Annotated in this window: 16 protein-coding genes; 14 read left to right on the forward strand and 2 right to left on the reverse strand. The window is 60.2% G+C overall.

Annotated features, from left to right (window positions below):
• Positions 1 to 648: MFS transporter (locus BW43_RS19445; protein ID WP_032885741.1), on the forward strand; the 648-nt coding region annotated here is incomplete at its 5' end.
• A gap of 119 nt (positions 649 to 767) precedes the next feature.
• Positions 768 to 1,625: an SDR family oxidoreductase gene (locus tag BW43_RS19440; RefSeq protein WP_032885742.1), complete on the forward strand. Its 858-nt coding sequence runs from the start codon at positions 768 to 770 to the stop codon at positions 1,623 to 1,625.
• Positions 1,626 to 1,851: 226 nt separating this feature from the next.
• On the opposite strand, the gene xerC is transcribed toward BW43_RS19440, so the two are convergent.
• Both xerC and BW43_RS19430 read right to left on the reverse strand, forming a co-directional pair.
• Positions 1,852 to 2,766, reverse strand: a complete 915-nt coding sequence (gene xerC, locus BW43_RS19435) for a tyrosine recombinase XerC (protein WP_032885654.1) — start codon at positions 2,764 to 2,766, stop codon at positions 1,852 to 1,854.
• A 108-nt stretch (positions 2,767 to 2,874) separates the two neighbouring features.
• A complete protein-coding gene (locus BW43_RS19430) occupies positions 2,875 to 3,687 on the reverse strand; it encodes a M949_RS01915 family surface polysaccharide biosynthesis protein (RefSeq protein ID WP_032885655.1) in 813 nt (270 codons plus the stop codon).
• Positions 3,688 to 4,100: 413 nt separating this feature from the next.
• Between BW43_RS19430 and arnC the strand changes: the two genes are divergently transcribed.
• The 12 genes from arnC (at position 4,101) to BW43_RS19375 (ending at position 17,132) form a co-directional block, all read left to right on the forward strand.
• Entirely contained in the window at positions 4,101 to 5,132 is a 1,032-nt protein-coding gene (gene arnC / locus BW43_RS19425) for an undecaprenyl-phosphate 4-deoxy-4-formamido-L-arabinose transferase (RefSeq protein WP_032885656.1), read from the forward strand.
• Complete coding sequence (gene arnA, locus BW43_RS19420) at positions 5,129 to 7,120, forward strand: bifunctional UDP-4-amino-4-deoxy-L-arabinose formyltransferase/UDP-glucuronic acid oxidase ArnA (RefSeq protein ID WP_032885657.1); 1,992 nt, start codon at positions 5,129 to 5,131, stop codon at positions 7,118 to 7,120. The genes arnC and arnA overlap by 4 nt, the downstream gene beginning before the upstream one ends.
• Positions 7,120 to 8,004, forward strand: coding sequence for a 4-deoxy-4-formamido-L-arabinose-phosphoundecaprenol deformylase (gene arnD, locus BW43_RS19415; RefSeq protein WP_032885658.1), 885 nt, complete (start codon positions 7,120 to 7,122; stop codon positions 8,002 to 8,004). Before arnA ends, arnD begins: the two co-directional genes overlap by 1 nt.
• Entirely contained in the window at positions 8,001 to 9,656 is a 1,656-nt protein-coding gene (gene arnT / locus BW43_RS19410) for a lipid IV(A) 4-amino-4-deoxy-L-arabinosyltransferase (RefSeq protein WP_032885659.1), read from the forward strand. Before arnD ends, arnT begins: the two co-directional genes overlap by 4 nt.
• Positions 9,653 to 10,000, forward strand: coding sequence for a 4-amino-4-deoxy-L-arabinose-phosphoundecaprenol flippase subunit ArnE (arnE, locus tag BW43_RS19405; RefSeq protein WP_032885660.1), 348 nt, complete (start codon positions 9,653 to 9,655; stop codon positions 9,998 to 10,000). Before arnT ends, arnE begins: the two co-directional genes overlap by 4 nt.
• Positions 9,997 to 10,410, forward strand: coding sequence for a 4-amino-4-deoxy-L-arabinose-phosphoundecaprenol flippase subunit ArnF (gene arnF, locus BW43_RS19400; protein ID WP_032885661.1), 414 nt, complete (start codon positions 9,997 to 9,999; stop codon positions 10,408 to 10,410). The genes arnE and arnF overlap by 4 nt, the downstream gene beginning before the upstream one ends.
• Complete coding sequence (locus BW43_RS19395; RefSeq protein WP_032885662.1) at positions 10,407 to 11,786, forward strand: UDP-glucose/GDP-mannose dehydrogenase family protein; 1,380 nt, start codon at positions 10,407 to 10,409, stop codon at positions 11,784 to 11,786. Before arnF ends, BW43_RS19395 begins: the two co-directional genes overlap by 4 nt.
• 3 nt (positions 11,787 to 11,789) lie before the next feature.
• Positions 11,790 to 13,412, forward strand: a complete 1,623-nt coding sequence (locus BW43_RS19390; RefSeq protein ID WP_032885663.1) for a glycosyltransferase family 39 protein — start codon at positions 11,790 to 11,792, stop codon at positions 13,410 to 13,412.
• Positions 13,413 to 13,601: 189 nt separating this feature from the next.
• Positions 13,602 to 13,841 (forward strand): type VI secretion system contractile sheath small subunit, encoded by a 240-nt coding sequence (locus BW43_RS28915; RefSeq protein ID WP_122680988.1) that lies wholly within the window; start codon positions 13,602 to 13,604, stop codon positions 13,839 to 13,841.
• Between the two features lie 179 nt (positions 13,842 to 14,020).
• A complete protein-coding gene (locus tag BW43_RS19385; protein ID WP_032885664.1) occupies positions 14,021 to 14,731 on the forward strand; it encodes an HPP family protein in 711 nt (236 codons plus the stop codon).
• Positions 14,732 to 14,873: 142 nt separating this feature from the next.
• Positions 14,874 to 15,977 carry an enoyl-CoA hydratase/isomerase family protein gene (locus tag BW43_RS19380; protein WP_032885665.1) on the forward strand — a complete coding sequence of 368 codons (1,104 nt, stop codon included), beginning with the start codon at positions 14,874 to 14,876 and terminating at the stop codon, positions 15,975 to 15,977.
• A 3-nt stretch (positions 15,978 to 15,980) separates the two neighbouring features.
• On the forward strand, positions 15,981 to 17,132 hold the full coding sequence (locus BW43_RS19375) for an acyl-CoA dehydrogenase family protein (protein WP_032885666.1): 1,152 nt from the start codon (positions 15,981 to 15,983) through the stop codon (positions 17,130 to 17,132).
• Positions 17,133 to 17,161 lie beyond the last annotated feature (29 nt).

Raw genomic sequence — 17,161 nt, forward strand, 5'->3', positions numbered from 1 at the left:
CCCGAGCGTCGTATGGGTAAAACCCTGGGCACTGCATTCAGCAGTTATGGGGCTCTGCTGCGCGATCCTGTGTTTATCGGATTGTCGGTGGTCTGCGGCTTTGGGTTGGCAACGTTCTTTGTTTTTATTGGCAGCGCGCCCTTTGTGTACATCGAGTATTTCGGCCTGACACCCACGCAATTCAGCCTGTGTTTTGCCCTGAATGCGGCGTCATTTTTCGCTATCAGCCAGCTGACGGCGCGACTGAGCGCACGCTTCGGTCTGGTGCCGTTGATACTTTGGTCAGTTACGGCGGTGGCTGCAGTGATGCTCCTGCTGGCGGTCACCACGCTGTGGGTTGATAGCTTGGTCCTGATGATGACGTTGCTGTTTATCGGCTTCGGCTTCCTTGGCTTGCTGTTGCCTGCCTCGGGTGTGTTGGCCCTGGAGGACCATGGCGCGGTGGCGGGTTCTGCATCCGCTTTGCTTGGCGCGATTCAAATGATCACAGGGGCGGTGTCCATGACCCTTGTTGGAGTCTTTGCCGACCACACCCCGGCGCCAATGATCATCGGTATTGCGATGTGTGCCGTTGCGGCGATGCTCACGGTGATCTGGACATTACGCCGTTTGCCCGCCCACTTGGCGAGTGCCCCGCCCTCCTCCTGAGGGGTAACAACAGGGCTTGGCGTTAACCACTCGTCGGCCCTGGGCAGGATCCAGCACAACTATCGCCGGCCAAGGAATTACTAACTCCATAGCACCCTTAGGAACCTATGGAGATTGAGATGACTGACTACCCACGCCCGCCTTTCGCCCCTCAAGCCCAATCGGTCCCAGGCTCCCAGAGAAAAATGGACCCGTATCCCGATTGTGGCGAGCAAAGCTATAAAGGCTCTGGTCGGCTGGCCAACAAAATCGCGCTGATCACGGGGGCCGACAGCGGCATCGGTCGCGCGGTTGCCATTGCGTTTGCCCGTGAAGGTGCAGACGTTGCCATCGCCTACCTGGACGAGCACGAAGACGCCAAGGAAACCGCACGCTGGGTGGAAGAGGCCGGTCGCCAATGCCTGTTACTGCCCGGCGATCTTGCACAGAAAGCCCAGTGCCAGGCACTGGTCGACAGCACCGTCGAACAGTTCGGTCGCATCGATGTGCTGGTCAATAACGCCGCGTTCCAGATGACCCACGAAACCCTCGAAGAAATCGAGGACGAGGAATGGGTGAAGACCTTCGATATCAACATCACGGCGATGTTTCGCATCTGCAAGGCTGCCCTGCCCCATATGAAGGCTGGCAGTTCGATCATCAACACCAGTTCGGTCAACTCTGACATGCCCAAACCGACCCTGCTGGCCTACGCCGCCACCAAGGGCGCGATTGCCAACTTCACCGGCGGTTTGGCGCAGTTGCTGGGCAGCAAGGGCATTCGCGTCAACAGTGTGGCCCCCGGACCGATCTGGACGCCGCTGATCGTGGCGACCATGACCGATGAAGACGTGAAGAGCTTCGGCAGCGAAACACCACTGGGCCGACCTGGCCAGCCGGTGGAAGTGGCGCCGATTTATGTGCTGCTTGCCTCGGATGAAGCCAGCTACATCTCCGGTTCACGCTATGCGGTTACCGGGGGGAAACCCATCCTCTAGCCTTGAAGGCGCTCGAAGGCTGAACATCCTCCCTGTGGCGAGCGCCTTGATGAACTGAGCGCCTGTGGTGACCTCTCTTTTCGCGGTGACCGGGCTTTTTGTGGTGATCGGGCTTTTGTGATCATCAGGCTTTTGTGGTGAGCGGGCTTGCCCCGCGCTGGGCTGCGAAGCAGACCCAATAAACTAGGTGGCTGCTATGCAAGCCGGCGCGGAGCAAGCCCGCTCACTACAGGTCGAACCGATCTACGGCTCGGCGGCGTTCGTTGTCGTCACGCACGTCATAGCTGGCGGTGGTCTGGATGTTGGTGTGATGCGCCAGCTTCTGCGCGATCGATAGGTCATGCTCCTCGATCACCCGCGTGATAAACGAGCGACGGAAGTCATGGGGCATGATCTTCACCCCAACCTGTTCCCCTCGCTGCCGGGCAATGTAGTAAATCGCGTGTTTAGTAATGCGTTCCCGGGTGATATGGCTACCCCGGCGGATGCGATTGAACAGGAAGCTGTCGTCCTGCTCGCCCTCTTTTAACTGCTCGCGCCGAAACGCCAACCAGGCCTGCAACTTGGCAAATGCCCATTGCGGCGCGTACTTGATCAACTCTTTGTTGCCTTTGCCAATGACACGCAAGCTGCGCTCCTCAACGTTGATCTGCGCGAGATCCAGGTTGACCGACTCCGACTTGCGCATGCCCGAGCCGTAGAGGATGCCGATGACCGCTGCATCACGCAGGCCTTGTGGCCTGGGGTCGGCGGCACAGACTTCCATCATTTCACGGATCAGCGTGCGCCGCAGGTTACGGCCCTGGCCAAGACGCGTACCGGGCGCTGGCTTGACCGTGCGCATTCTCAACAAGTGTTCCTGACTGATCAGGCTCATGCGCCACGCTTCATTCATCACCCCGCGCACCGCATTTACATATAACGATGAGGTGTTGGGCGCGTAGCCGTCTTCGCGCAGGGCGGCTACCAGGGCGATGACGTGTTCGGGTTGCAGCAGGTGCCAGTCGATGTCTTCAAGGTTGATATCCTCGAAGCCCAGGCGGTCGGCGGCGTCCTGCAGCACGTAGCGCATGGTGAGTTGGCTGGAGGGGGCCAGGCGGGTGAGGTAGAGGGTCAGCGGGTTGCGGATATGCTCAGTCAAAATAGATCAGCCTTTGGATTAAATACCTCGAACAAGCCATTGTTAAATCAAGGTATTTAGTGAATTGGCGAGGGCCGAGTCTAGCGCAGCACAGGCCCTCTTACCAAATCATGGGGCGGTTTCTTCGTCCTCCGTGGGTTCCTGGGGCTGGGTCTGGGCCTGGCTCCATTCGGCGTCCTGCTTTTGCATCAGTGCGAACCAATGCTGACGCATGAACGTGAGATACGCCTCGGGCGCATTGGCGAAATCCCTCTCATCGCCATAGCAGCCGGGTAACGGCAATTCGGTGCCCTGCTCCTTGTACTGGCTGACGAGCGCCTGTTGCCCAGCGGTGCTGCAATCCTTGGGCAGCGGCATCCCGCGCAACGCCCCGGCCTCTTCATCCCACCAGGCGGCGCCGTAGCGGTCGACACCGCGCAAACGGTACTTCTGCGACTTGCCCACATGCATGATCAGCTTGAACTCATTGGGGCTGACGTCGCTGGTGCAGGTGCGCGAATAGCCCACAGTGGCCTGGGTGATGCCATCGCCAGACAGGTCGGTGACCTTGGTCGCGGCTTGGTCGAAACGCAACGCCGCGTCAAATTCGCAATGCTGCACATCGTCGTAGAGCATCCACACGCGCTTGGGGCGGTTACCGTCGATCAGGTACTGAGCGGCATACACAAAGGACGACTGGGTGCCGTCGTCGTCCCGCTCGCTGACTTGTTCAGCCAGCACCAGCAGATTCTTGCCCTGGCGGTCGTCCCAGGTGTAAGCGGCGATCTGCTTGCCACGTACTTCCACGCCATCCGGCACCTGATCGAGGCTGGTCAACGCCACGCTTTCATCGGCGCGAACGGTCGTGACACACGCCACGCTCATCAACAACCCCATCAATACTGGCCGCAACTGGCCGCGTAAAAGCTGCACGCTATTCATCCGATTACCCTGCCAAGAGACGCGTTACTTTACCGGCACTTGAGAGGCATTGCAGAGAAGATTCTTCAATCGTGGTCGAAGCCTGTTTGTGTTCGCCCACGCTGTAGTAAATGCGTTGCATGCCGTTCCTGTTTCACCGCGATCCAGCCCCCCCCCTTAGCGCCCTCACGTTTAGCTGAACCCTGGCTGTCTGGCTATCAAATAAACGAATTTTCGACTTCCGCTTCATACCTTTCCTACATTTTTGAGCTTAATCTTAAATACGGAAGCTCAAGGTGATATTCACATTTTTGAACTAACCTCTTGATTAGAATTCGATTTTTAGCGGTTCCCAACCGTTGCACGGCGTTTGTATCCAATGATTGCGGGCGTTTTCACGCGCCACGCTGCTCTAACCCCGAGGTCATAAATCTTTGAAACCCTACCCTATTCATCGCGTGTCGATCGTTATCCCGGTCTACAACGAAGAAGAAAGCCTGCCTGAATTGCTGCGTCGCACCACCGCGGCGTGCAGGCAACTGGCCTACGAATACGAAATCATCCTGGTGGATGACGGTAGCCGTGACAACTCGGCCCAACTGCTGGAAGACGCTGCCGCAGAAGACGGCAGCAACGTGGTGGCTGTGATCCTCAACCGCAACTACGGCCAGCATGCCGCGATCATGGCGGGTTTCGAACAGTGCCAGGGCGAAGTGGTGATTACCCTCGATGCCGACCTGCAGAACCCACCCGAAGAAATCCCGCGCCTGGTGGAGCAAGCCGCCCTCGGCTACGACGTTGTCGCCACCGTGCGCAACAATCGCCAGGACTCGGCGTTTCGCCGCTGGCCGTCACGCCTGATCAACCTTGCCGTGCAGCGCTCTACCGGCGTGGCCATGACCGACTACGGCTGCATGCTGCGCGCTTACCGCCGCACCATCGTCGACGCCATGCTCGCCTGCCGCGAGCGCAGCACCTTTATCCCGATCCTCGCCAACGGCTTCGCCCGCCACACCACGGAAATCCTGGTGCACCACGCCGAGCGCGAACACGGTGAGTCCAAATACAGCGCCATGCGCCTGATCAGCCTGATGTTCGACCTGCTGACCTGCATGACCACCACGCCGCTGCGCCTGCTGTCTATTGTCGGCTTCAGCCTGGCGGCCCTGGGCATGCTGTTTGCCTTCGCGCTGATCGTTCTGCGCCTGGCCTTCGGTGCCGACTGGGCGGGCGACGGCCTGTTCGTGCTGTTCGCGGTGCTGTTCGTCTTCACCGGTGGCCAGTTCATCGGCATGGGCCTCTTGGGTGAATACCTGGGCCGCATGTACAGCGATGTGCGCGCCCGCCCACGCTTCTTTATCGAAAAAGTGCTGCGCAACCAACCGGCAGCACCGGCTCCTGTGGTCGTCGTTGACGGCCTGGTGTCTTCCCATACTTCCACTTCCGCCGATCAGGTTCAGTCATGAGTTCAAAAGCTGTTGTATTCGCGTACCACGATATTGGTTGTGCAGGCATTGAAGCGCTGCTCAATACCGGCTACGAAATTGCTGCTGTGTTTACCCATGCCGACGACCCCAAGGAAAACAACTTCTACGGCTCCGTTGCCCAACTGTGCGCCCGCAACGGTATCCCGGTGCATGCGCCAGAGGACGCCAACCACCCTTTGTGGATTGAGCGCATCGCCAAGCTGAACCCGGATTACATTTTCTCTTTCTACTACCGCAACCTGCTGAGCGAGCCGCTGCTGGCCACCGCCCGTAAAGGTGCGTTCAACCTGCACGGTTCGTTGCTGCCCAAGTACCGTGGCCGCGCCCCGGCCAACTGGGTGCTGGTCAACGGCGAAACCGAAACCGGCGTGACCCTGCACCGCATGGTCAAGCGTGCGGATGCCGGCGCGATCCTCGCTCAGCAAAAAGTCACCATCGAGCGTAGCGACACCGGCCTGACCCTGCATGCCAAGCTGCGTGAAGCCGCCAGCAACCTGCTGCGTGATGTCCTGCCGCAACTGGCCGAAGGCAAGCTGACTGAAACCGCACAAGATGAAAGCCAAGCCACTTACTTCGGTCGCCGCACGGCCGCAGACGGCAAGCTGGACTGGAAACACCCGGCTGAAACCCTGTTCAACCTGGTTCGCGCCGTGACTCAACCGTATCCAGGCGCATTCTGTGCCGTGGGCGAACACAAGCTGATCGTGTGGCAAGCCGAGGTGGTCAAGGGCAACGAAGGCCTGGCACCGGGCCGGGTGATCAGCGTCAACCCGCTGCGCATCGCCTGCGGCGAAGACTCCCTGGTGGTCAAGTTCGGCCAGCGCAACGACAACGGCCTGTACCTGGCCGGCCCTTCCCTGGCCAACGAACTGGGCCTGGTCGACGGCTCCGTGCTGCGCGGTGCCGAGTCCGGCCGCAAGCCACGCCGTACCCGCGTGCTGATCCTGGGCGTGAACGGTTTTATCGGTAACCATCTGTCCGAGCGCCTGCTGCGCGACGACCGTTATGAGGTCTACGGCCTGGACATTGGCTCCGACGCCATTGAGCGCCTGCGCAGCCACCCGAACTTCCATTACGTCGAAGGCGATATCAGCATCCACACCGAGTGGATCGAGTACCACATCAAGAAGTGCGACGTGGTCTTGCCGCTGGTGGCCATCGCCACGCCAATCGAGTACACCCGTAACCCGCTGCGCGTGTTCGAGTTGGACTTCGAAGAAAACCTCAAGCTGGTGCGCTACTGCGTCAAGTACAACAAGCGCGTGATCTTCCCGTCGACCTCTGAAGTCTATGGCATGTGCCAGGACCAGTATTTCGACGAAGACACTTCCAACCTGGTGGTTGGCCCGGTCAACAAACAACGCTGGATCTACTCGGTCTCCAAGCAACTGCTGGACCGCGTGATCTGGGCCTACGGCGCCAAGGGCCTGAACTTCACGCTGTTCCGTCCGTTCAACTGGATGGGCCCACGCCTCGACCGCCTGGATTCGGCCCGTATCGGCAGCTCCCGTGCAATCACCCAACTGATCCTGAACCTGGTGGAAGGCACGCCGATCCGCCTGTTCGATGGTGGCGAGCAGAAACGCTGCTTCACCGACATCGCCGACGGTATCGAAGCCCTGGCCCGCATCATTGATAACGACAACGATGCCTGCAACGGCCAGATCATCAACATCGGTAACCCGGAAAACGAAGCCAGCATCCGCCAGTTGGGCGAAGAGCTGCTGCGTCAGTTCGAAGCGCACCCGCTGCGCAGCAACTTCCCGCCGTTCGCCGGTTTCCGCGATGTGGAGAGCAAGGCGTTCTACGGCACCGGTTACCAAGACGTGGCACACCGCAAGCCAAGCATCGAAAACGCCAAGCGCCTGCTGAACTGGGAGCCAACCGTGGAGATGAGCGAAACCATCGGCAACACGCTGGACTTCTTCCTGCGCGAGGCCATGCTCGAAATCGCGGATAAGCGCTAATGCAGGCAGGTCTTCGCATTGACGTCGATACCTATCGGGGCACCCGTGAAGGTGTGCCACGGTTGCTCGAATCCCTGGACGAGGCCGGGGTAAAAGCGACGTTCTTCTTCAGTGTCGGGCCGGACAACATGGGGCGCCACTTGTGGCGCCTGATCCGCCCGCAATTCCTGTGGAAGATGCTGCGTTCCAACGCTGCCGGCCTGTACGGCTGGGACATCCTGCTCGCCGGCACTGCCTGGCCGGGCAAGCCGATCGGCCGTGACTTGGGGCACTTGATGCGCCAGGCCAAGGCCGCCGGTCACGAAGTCGGCCTGCACGCCTGGGATCACCATGGCTGGCAGGCCAACACCGGACGGTGGAGCGATGCACAACTGGTCGAGCAAATTCGACGCGGCGTGGAGACCCTGAGCGACATCCTGGGCGAACGCATCGACTGTTCGGCGGCCGCCGGTTGGCGTGCCGATGAGCGTGTGGTGCAAGCCAAACAAGGTTTCAACTTTCGCTACAACAGCGATTGCCGGGGTACCAGCCTGTTTCGGCCGACATTGGCCGATGGCAGCGCAGGTACGCCACAAATTCCGGTGGACCTGCCGACCTTCGACGAAGTCGTCGGGCCGGTGGTGGCCGCCAAAGACTTCAATAGCTTCATTCTTGACCGGTTTGCCGAGTCGAAGCTCAACGTCTACACGATCCACGCAGAAGTAGAAGGGATTCTGATGGCCAACGATTTTCGCCAGTTGCTTGCCCAGGCAGGGCAGCGCGGCATCGATTTCAAACCGCTGGGTGACTTGTTGCCTGCGGACCTGACCACCCTGCCCCAGCAACAGTTGGTGCGGGGCGCATTGAGCGGCCGTGAGGGTTGGCTTGGAGTGCAGCAGGCATGATTCGGCGTTGGGCCTTGCCCCTGCTCCTGTTAGCGTTTGGCGTGTTTTACCTGCTGCCGCTGGCCACCCATGGTCTGTGGATTCCTGATGAAACCCGCTACGCACAGATCAGCCAGGAAATGCTGCTGACCGGTAAGTGGGCTTCGCCGCACTTCATGGGGATTCGCTATTTCGAAAAGCCGGCTGCCGGTTACTGGATGATCGCGCTCGGCCAGGCGATCTTCGGGCAAAACCTGTTTGGTGTGCGCTTCGCATCGGCGTTGAGCACCGGTTTGAGCATCCTGCTGGTGTACCTGGTGTCACGCCGGCTGTGGAATGACCCGCAAAAGAGCCTGGTCAGCACCGTGCTGTACATGAGCTTTGTCAGCGTCGCGGCCTTGGGCGGTTATGCCAACCTCGATCCGCAGTTCACCTTCTGGGTCAACCTGACCGGCGTTGCCCTGTGGTTCTGCTTCGACATCACCTCCCGCAACGGCCGCCTGGGATCCTGGGCGCTGCTCGGTTTCGCCTGTGGCATGGGCTTTATGACCAAGGGATTCCTGGCGTGGCTGTTGCCGGTGTTAATCGCCCTGCCCTACGCGATCTGGCAGAAGCGCTTTCGCGAACTGCTCGGTTATGGGCTGGTGGCCGTGGTTGTCGCCATTACAGTGAGCCTGCCGTGGGCACTGGCCGTGCATCTGCAAGAACCGGACTATTGGAATTTCTTCTTCTGGCACGAGCATATCCAGCGTTTTGCCGGCGAGGATGCCCAGCACGCCGAGCCTTTCTGGTATTACCTACCGCTGCTGGTCGCGTTCAGCCTGCCGTGGGTCGCACTGCTGCCGTCCACCCTGAAACAGGCGTGGCAGGAAAAACGTGCAGCGAAAACTGCCTTCCTGCTGCTGTGGCTGCTGATGCCGCTGGCGTTTTTCAGCCTGGCCAAGGGCAAGTTGCCCTCCTACATCATGCCGTGCCTGTTGCCGCTGGCGCTGCTGATGGGCTCGACACTGGCGGACAAACTCGCCGCAGGCCGCGGCCGTGTCGTGCGTATCAACGGTTGGCTGAACCTGGTGATTGGCGTCGCGGCGTTACTGGCGCTGACGTGGTTTCAACTGAAGAAGCCCGTCTACGAACACGGTCAGGAAACCCTCAGCCTGGTGCTGGTGTTTGTCTTCCTGTTCGGCTGGATCATCGCCAACCTGCTGCAAGCGTCACGCCCGCTGCGCTTGTGGGCAGCGCCGGTAGTCGGCAGTTGGTTGCTGGTGGCTTTGGTACCGGCCGCACTGCCCCATTCGGTGGTTTACAACAAGACTCCGGACCAGTTCATCATCGATCACCTCCAGGAGCTGAGCCAGACCAGCGCGTTGCTGAGCAATGACCTGGGCGCAGCCTCCGCCTTGGCCTGGCGCGTCAAGCGCCCGGACGTGACCCTCTATAACACCGTCGGCGAAGTGAAATATGGCTTGGCCTTTGACGATGCGGCCCATCACAAGGTCGACACCACACAGGTCCAGCAGTGGATGAGCGACGCACGTAAACACGGCGCCGTCGGGGTGGTCATGCGTGTGAAGGGTGACGACGAAATCGCCGAGGTGGACTTGCTGCCCAAAGACGGCAAGCGCTACGAGCAAGGCAACATCGTGATCCTGGTGTTCCCGCAGGTTGCGCCATGATCACGCTATGCCTGTTATTGGCCGCCTGCCTGCTGACATGCATGGGCCAGGTTTCGCAAAAATTCGCCGTGGAAAGCTGGCGCGACCAGCCCGACGGTTGGGCGCTGAAGCTGCGCTCGCCGTGGCTGTGGTCGGCCCTGCTGTGCCTGGGTTTTGGTTTGCTGGTGTGGTTGCTGGTGTTGCAGCGCCTGGAAGTCGGTATCGCCTACCCGATGCTCAGCCTCAATTTTGTCCTGGTCACGCTGGTGGCGCGCTTTGTGTTCAAGGAACACATCGACACACGGCATTGGCTGGGTGTCGTGCTGGTGATTGCCGGTGTGGTGCTGTTGGGGCGCCAGGTATGAGCCGCGTGCGTGGTTTTGCCCTGGCCCTGGGCAGCGTTGGCTTGGTCAGCGCCGCCCAATTGGGCATGCGCTGGAGCATGACGCGACTGCCCTTGCCCACCGAATGGCTGGCGGCGTTGAACAGCAACGCCATCGACTTCGCTGCGTTGGGCGTGGTGAGCCTGGCGATCTTCGCCTACGCGCTGTCGATGCTCTGCTGGCTCGGCGCGCTCAAGCACCTGCCCCTTGGCCGCGCCTATTCATTGCTCAGCATCAGCTATGCGCTGGTGTACCTGTTGGCCGCCAGCCTCCCGGTGTTCAACGAACATTTTTCCGTTTCAAAAACCCTGGGGGTGGCGCTTGTCATCCTCGGTGTGCTGATCATCAACTCTCGTCGTGCCAGTGCTACTCGTCCCAGGAATGCCCCATGAAAATCAGTGTATTTGGTAGTGGTTACGTCGGCCTGGTACAGGCCACCGTATTAGCCGAAGTCGGTCACGATGTGATCTGCATGGACGTCGATCAAAACAAGGTCAAGCTGCTGCAGCAAGGCCATGTGAGTATCTTCGAACCGGGACTGGCCGCCATGGTCAAGGAGAACCTGGAAAGCGGCCGCCTGAATTTCACTTTCGATGAGAAGCTCGCCGTCGAACACGGTGAAGTGCTGTTCATCGCCGTCGGCACGCCGTCGGATGAAGATGGCTCGGCCGACTTGAAGTACGTGCTGTCGGTGGGCGACGCCGTGGCCCGTCATCGAGTGGCCCCGGTAATCCTGGTGGAGAAGTCCACGGTCCCCGTGGGCACCGGCGACACCCTGCGCGCCCATATCGAAAAAGCCCTGCACGTCGCTGGCCGGCACCTGGAGTTCGATATCGTCTCCAACCCGGAATTCCTCAAGGAAGGCTCGGCGGTTGCCGACTGTCGCCGTCCGGATCGCATCATCATCGGCTGTGAGCGCGAAGAAGTGCGCGAGGTGATGCGCGATCTGTACGCGCCGTTCAACCGCAACCACGACCGCATCATCTTCATGGACCTGCGCAGCGCCGAGCTGACCAAGTACGCCGCCAACTGCATGCTGGCCACCAAGATCAGCTTTATCAACCAGATCGCCGAGCTGGCCGAGCACCTGGGGGCGGATATCGAAGCCGTGCGCCTGGGCATCGGTGCCGACTCGCGCATCGGCTATCACTTTATCTACCCCGGTTGCGGTTACGGCGGTTCATGTTTTCCCAAAGACATGCGCGCCTTGATCCACAGCGCCAAACAGGCCAACTGCTCAAGCGATCTATTGGAAGCCGTAGAAGCCATCAACCAACGCCAGAAGAGCAAGCTGTTCGAGCGCGTCAACGCGTTCTTCCAAGGCAATCTGCGCGGCAAGACCTTCGCCCTGTGGGGCCTTGCGTTCAAGCCCAACACCGACGACATGCGCGATGCACCCAGCCGCGTGCTGATGGAAGCGCTGTGGGCTGCCGGCGCCAACGTGCGCGCGTTCGACCCGGAAGCCATGCAGGAAACCCAGCGCCTCTACGGCGACGAAGAACGGCTGATGCTGATGGGCACGCCGGAGTCCACTCTGGTTGGCGCCGATGCGCTGATCGTGTGCACCGAGTGGCAGCAGTTCAAAGCCCCCGATTTCGACCTGATCCACCAGCGCCTGAAAACCCCGGTGATCTTCGATGGCCGCAACCTGTATGACGGCGAGCGCCTGTCGCGCAAGGGCTTCCAATACTTCCCGATAGGGCGAGGCGACTCATGTCAGTTGCCGATTCCGCAGCAGCAGTGGGTGCCACAGGTCGTGGAAGCCTGATACGTGAACACAGCCCGACCGCCTTTGCTGAGTGCCACGATCCGCCGCCAATCCCTCTGCCTGGGATTGCTGGCGCTGTTGCTGTTTATCGCCGGCAGTTGGCACCAGGCGATTATCGGTTTCGACTCACGCTTCGTGCTGTTCGCCCAGGAAATGCTGCGCCATGGGCCGGGCTTTTTTCCCACCACTTACGGCCAGCCGTATGCTGATTATCTGGCCACCTCGACCCTGATGACCTGGCTGTTGTCGCTGCCCCTGGGCCAGGTCACCAGCCTCACGGCCTGGCTGCCCACTTCGATGGCCTCGGCACTGATCGTCATCCTGGTGTATCGCCTCACGGCGCCCTACTCCCAGCGCTGGGGCTTGTTGAGCATTGCGGTGCTGCTGTTGAGCACCACCTTTATCAGCGAAACCCGCGCCGTGTCCCTGGACCAGATGCTCGCCGCGATCACCTTGACGGTGTTTTATCTGGGTTACGCCCATGATCATTTCTCTGCGGGTAAACGTCTGCACTGGCTGTTTCTGCTCTTGATCCTGGGGTTTGCGATACGCGGGCCAATTGGCCTGGTCGTGCCCACCGGTGTGCTGTGCAGCTATTACCTGATCAACCGGCAATGGCGCCAACTGCTCAGCTTCGGCCTCCTGGCGCTGGCGCTGCTGCTGGCCTGTGTCGGCCTGCTGTTGCTGATGGCCAAACTCAGTGGCGGTGAGCGTTTCATGCAGGACGTTATCCGCATGCAGTTCCTCGGGCGCATGGATGGCAGCGAAGGCAGCAGCGGTGTGCTGTATTACTTCACCAGCTCCCTGGGTAATTACGCCTTGGCCTATCCCCTGGCGTTGCTGGTGCTGCTGGCAGTGGCGACCGGTGGGCGGCGCACGCCGGAGCCGGCCTTGCAATTGGTGCTGTACTGCGCCGCTGCCGGCTTGCTGGTGATGGTTGGCCTGTCGATTCCCCAGGCGAAAAAGGCGCGCTATGTACTGCCGATGCTGCCCATGGCGGCGATTATTGCGGCGTATCCCTTTTACGGTGCACGCGGGCGGCTTTTCGCCGGGCTGCGCGCCCTGATGCTGGGTCTATGGACGCTGCTGCCTACGCTGCTGATCGCCGGGTTGCTGTTCGTGCGCCCACGTTATCCGGAACAACTGAGCCATCTGGGCTTGGTGCTGGGTGTGCTTGGTGCGCTGCAGGCATTGGCGCTGTTGACGTTGTTCGTCTCTCGTCTACGGCCGGTGGGGCCGGCTTTCGCTGCGGTGTTGGCGGTGTGGGCTACCTATATCCTGGTGGTGGAACCGCTGGAGCGCAGTGTCTATGACACCCGCACATTTACCTTGAACGTTCATGAGCAGGTGATGCAGCAGCGTGCCCCCGTGGTCTTGCACGGTTTGGGCAAAGACGCCAAGGCCATCAAATACATGGTCAACCTCGACTGCGATCAGGTGCCGTTGTTTACCCAGCAAGCCGCTGACCTGACGCCGCTGCAAGGGCCAGCCTGGCTGGTGATGAGCGAAGAGGATTTCCGCGCGCTTAAAGATCCGCGCTTTGCCACGCTCACACCGACCTTAACGGGTGAGTTCGATCGCAACACCTTTGTCCTTCTGTACCTGGCCAAACCCCCACAGCCTTGAGCCGACCCGGAAGAATCCTACGCAGCTATGCGTAATGGCTGGTGTCATTTCACTTTCCGGGGGTTGAAACCCAACTGTAAACTCGATGGCCATGTGGGGTAGGTCTTTACCGCCACAGGCCATGGAACACAACAAGGACGTTAAGAGCGGCAGCCATCACTGCGGCTCACTTCGCGAGAGGACAATGCCGTGCCAAATGATCGTTTACCTGATACTCCTGCTGCCTTGATCCGGGATGAAGTGCATATCGGCTACCTACCCATTCCGCCGTTGGATCGACTGATGTCGCTACGCAACGCTCTGGTGGCACTCAAAGGTCCCCTCTCTGGCGAGCCAGGGCTCCTGGAAAACCTGCAAAAGCATATGTTCAACGAAGAGACCGATATCCGCGTCTTGGGCAAACTGAACACCGCGTACATTCCCCTTTGATGAAACGGGTTTTAATTCAATATTTATGCATTAAAACCTCATTAATATGCATTGGCGCCGATAATCGAGGCGCGGCACACTGCGCAGGTTCCTCCCCCAAATGCAGGAACGTTCAAAGGGCTTTTCCGGGAAACCAGACAAGCCTTTTTTTTTGCCCGCCGTTTATGGATTTCTTTTCAATGCTCGCTCGCTGGTTTCCCGCTGCAATCAATACTCGTCCTACCGAATGGAGCCGGGCCGCCATTGGCATGGCACTGGGTACATTGTTCAGTGTCTGGCTCTGTGCCCAGGTATTTGGCATGGAGGTGGCGCTGCACCTGCTCGGCCCGCTAGGGGCCTCGGCGGTGTTGTTGTTTGCCGTCTCCTCCGGTGCGCTGGCGCAACCCTGGTCGATCATCGGCAGCTACCTGTGCGCCGGTGTCGTGGCATTGCTGGTCGCGCGGGTTCTCGGACGCACCTTGGGCGGCGCTTGCCTGGCGGCCGGCATGGCAGTGGTGTTGATGTGCTGGCTGCGTTGCCTGCACCCACCCGCAGGTGGCCTGGCCATGACCCTGGTGCTGGCCGACCCGGCTTCCGCCGCACTGGGCTGGCATGAGTTGGGCGCTGTGCTGCTCGGCGCCAGCGCCCTGCTGGCATGTGCGCTGGCCTACAACAACGCCACTCGCACGCGTTATCCCAAGGGGGCTGTCGAGTCCCCTTCGGCCGTATTGAATACCCCCGATGCAGCGCGAAACCCTGCCGTGACCGCCGCCGATTTGAAGCTGGCGCTTGCCGAGATGGAGCAGTTCTACGACGTGGCGCCCGCAGAGCTTGAACAACTGATTCACGCGGCCGAAACCCACGCGCGCCGTCGCAGCATTGGCGAAGTACTGGCCAACCGCGTGCCCTGAGCAGAGGCCCGGGCGCCCTGCATAAATGCAACAACCACCTGCATGATTCCGGGTTGTACTGTGCAAATTTGCACTGGTACGATCGCGAGATGGTTCGTCCGCGAACATCTTGATAAAGAACAATAAAAGCAGGGAGTTAGAGATGACTGCTCAGGTTTCATCCGAAGCAAGCCGCGCCGATTCGCCTCAGGAAGAGGTACTGGCCGACGTCCGCAACCATATCGGCCACCTCACCCTTAACCGCCCTGCGGGTTTAAACGCCATCACCCTCGACATGGTTCGCAGCCTGACCCGGCACCTGGAGGTCTGGTCCGACGATCCATCGGTCTACGCCGTGGTCCTGCGCGGCACCGGCGACAAAGCCTTCTGTGCCGGCGGCGATATCCGTTCCCTGTACGACAGTTTCAAGAATGGCGACACCCTTCACGAAGATTTCTTCGTCGAGGAATACGCCCTCGACCTCGCCATCCACCACTACCGTAAGCCCGTGCTGGCGTTGATGGACGGGTTTGTCCTCGGCGGTGGCATGGGCCTGGTGCAAGGTGCCGATTTACGCGTCGTTACCGAACGCAGCCGCCTGGGCATGCCGGAAGTGGCCATTGGTTATTTTCCCGACGTGGGTGGCAGCTATTTCCTGCCGCGCATTCCGGGCGAACTCGGTATTTACCTCGGCGTCACCGGCGTGCAGATCCGCGCCGCCGATGCACTGTATTGCGGTTTGGCGGACTGGTACCTCGACAGCAACAAGCTCGCCGAGCTGGACCAGAAACTCGACCACCTGCAATGGCACGAATCTGCGCTCAAAGACTTGCAAGGTGTGTTGGCAAAGCTTGCGGTGCAGCAGCTGCCCGATGCGCCTTTGGCAGCCTTGCGCCCGGCGATCGACCATTTCTTCGGGTTGCCGGATGTGCCGAGCATCGTTGAGCAATTACAGGCCGTCACCGTTGCCGACAGCCATGAATGGGCGCTCAACACGGCCCACCTGATGCAGACCCGCTCGCCCCTGGCCATGGCCGTGACTTTGCAAATGTTGCGCAAAGGCCGCCGCCTGTCGTTGGAACAGTGTTTCGCCCTGGAACTGCACTTGGACCGGCAATGGTTCAAGCGCGGCGACCTGATCGAAGGCGTGCGCGCCCTGATCATCGACAAGGACAAAACCCCGCGCTGGAACCCGCCAACGTTGCATGGGCTATCAGTTGCCCACGTCGAAAGCTTCTTCCAACAGTTCGAGCAAATTGCGAGATAAGCCATGCAAGACATTGAATACACTGAAGAACAAGTGATGATCCGCGACATGGCGCGTGACTTCGCCCGGCGTGAAATCGCCCCGTCCGCCCAAGCCTGGGAAAAAGCCGGCTGGATTGACGACAACCTGGTAGCCAAAATGGGCGAACTCGGCCTGCTGGGCATGGTGGTCCCGGAAGAATGGGGCGGCACCTACGTCGACTACGTGGCTTATGCCCTGGCGGTGGAAGAGATTTCTGCCGGCGATGGCGCCACCGGCGCACTGATGAGTATCCACAATTCAGTGGGTTGCGGGCCGATCCTCAACTACGGCACAACGGCGCAGAAAGAAACCTGGTTGGCAGAACTTGCCAGTGGCCAAGCGATTGGCTGCTTCTGCCTGACCGAACCCCAGGCCGGTTCCGAAGCCCACAATCTGCGCACTCGCGCTGAGCTGCGTGACGGCCAGTGGGTGATCAACGGCGCCAAGCAATTCGTCAGCAACGGCAAGCGCGCCAAGTTGGCTATCGTGTTTGCCGTGACTGATCCGAACTTGGGCAAGAAAGGCATTTCCGCTTTCCTAGTGCCCACCGACACCCCTGGCTTTGTGGTGGACCGCACCGAACACAAGATGGGCATTCGCGCTTCTGACACCTGTGCCGTCACCCTCAACCAATGCACAGTTCCCGAAGCCAACTTACTGGGCGAGCGCGGCAAAGGCCTGGCGATTGCGCTGTCGAACCTGGAAGGTGGCCGCATCGGTATCGCCGCCCAGGCCCTGGGTATCGCGCGAGCAGCGTTTGAAGCGGCGCTGGCCTACGCCCGGGACCGGGTGCAGTTCGACAAGGCGATCATCGAGCATCAGAGCGTGGCTAATTTGCTGGCGGACATGCAGACCCGCTTGAACGCGGCCCGCCTGCTGATCCTGCACGCAGCGCGCCTGCGCAGTGCCGGCAAGCCGTGCCTGTCGGAAGCGTCACAAGCCAAACTGTTTGCCTCGGAAATGGCGGAGAAGGTCTGCTCGTCAGCGATGCAGATACATGGCGGCTACGGCTACCTGGAGGATTACCCGGTGGAGCGTTACTACCGGGATGCGCGGATCACGCAGATTTACGAGGGGACCAGCGAGATTCAGCGGATGGTGATTGCTAGGGAACTCAAGAACTACCAGCTCTGACAGACACCAACGAACTACTGTGGGAGGAG

It is taken from the genome of Pseudomonas sp. RIT357 (assembly GCF_000632245.1).
In the GTDB taxonomy this organism is placed as follows: Bacteria; Pseudomonadota; Gammaproteobacteria; order Pseudomonadales; family Pseudomonadaceae; genus Aquipseudomonas; species Aquipseudomonas sivasensis.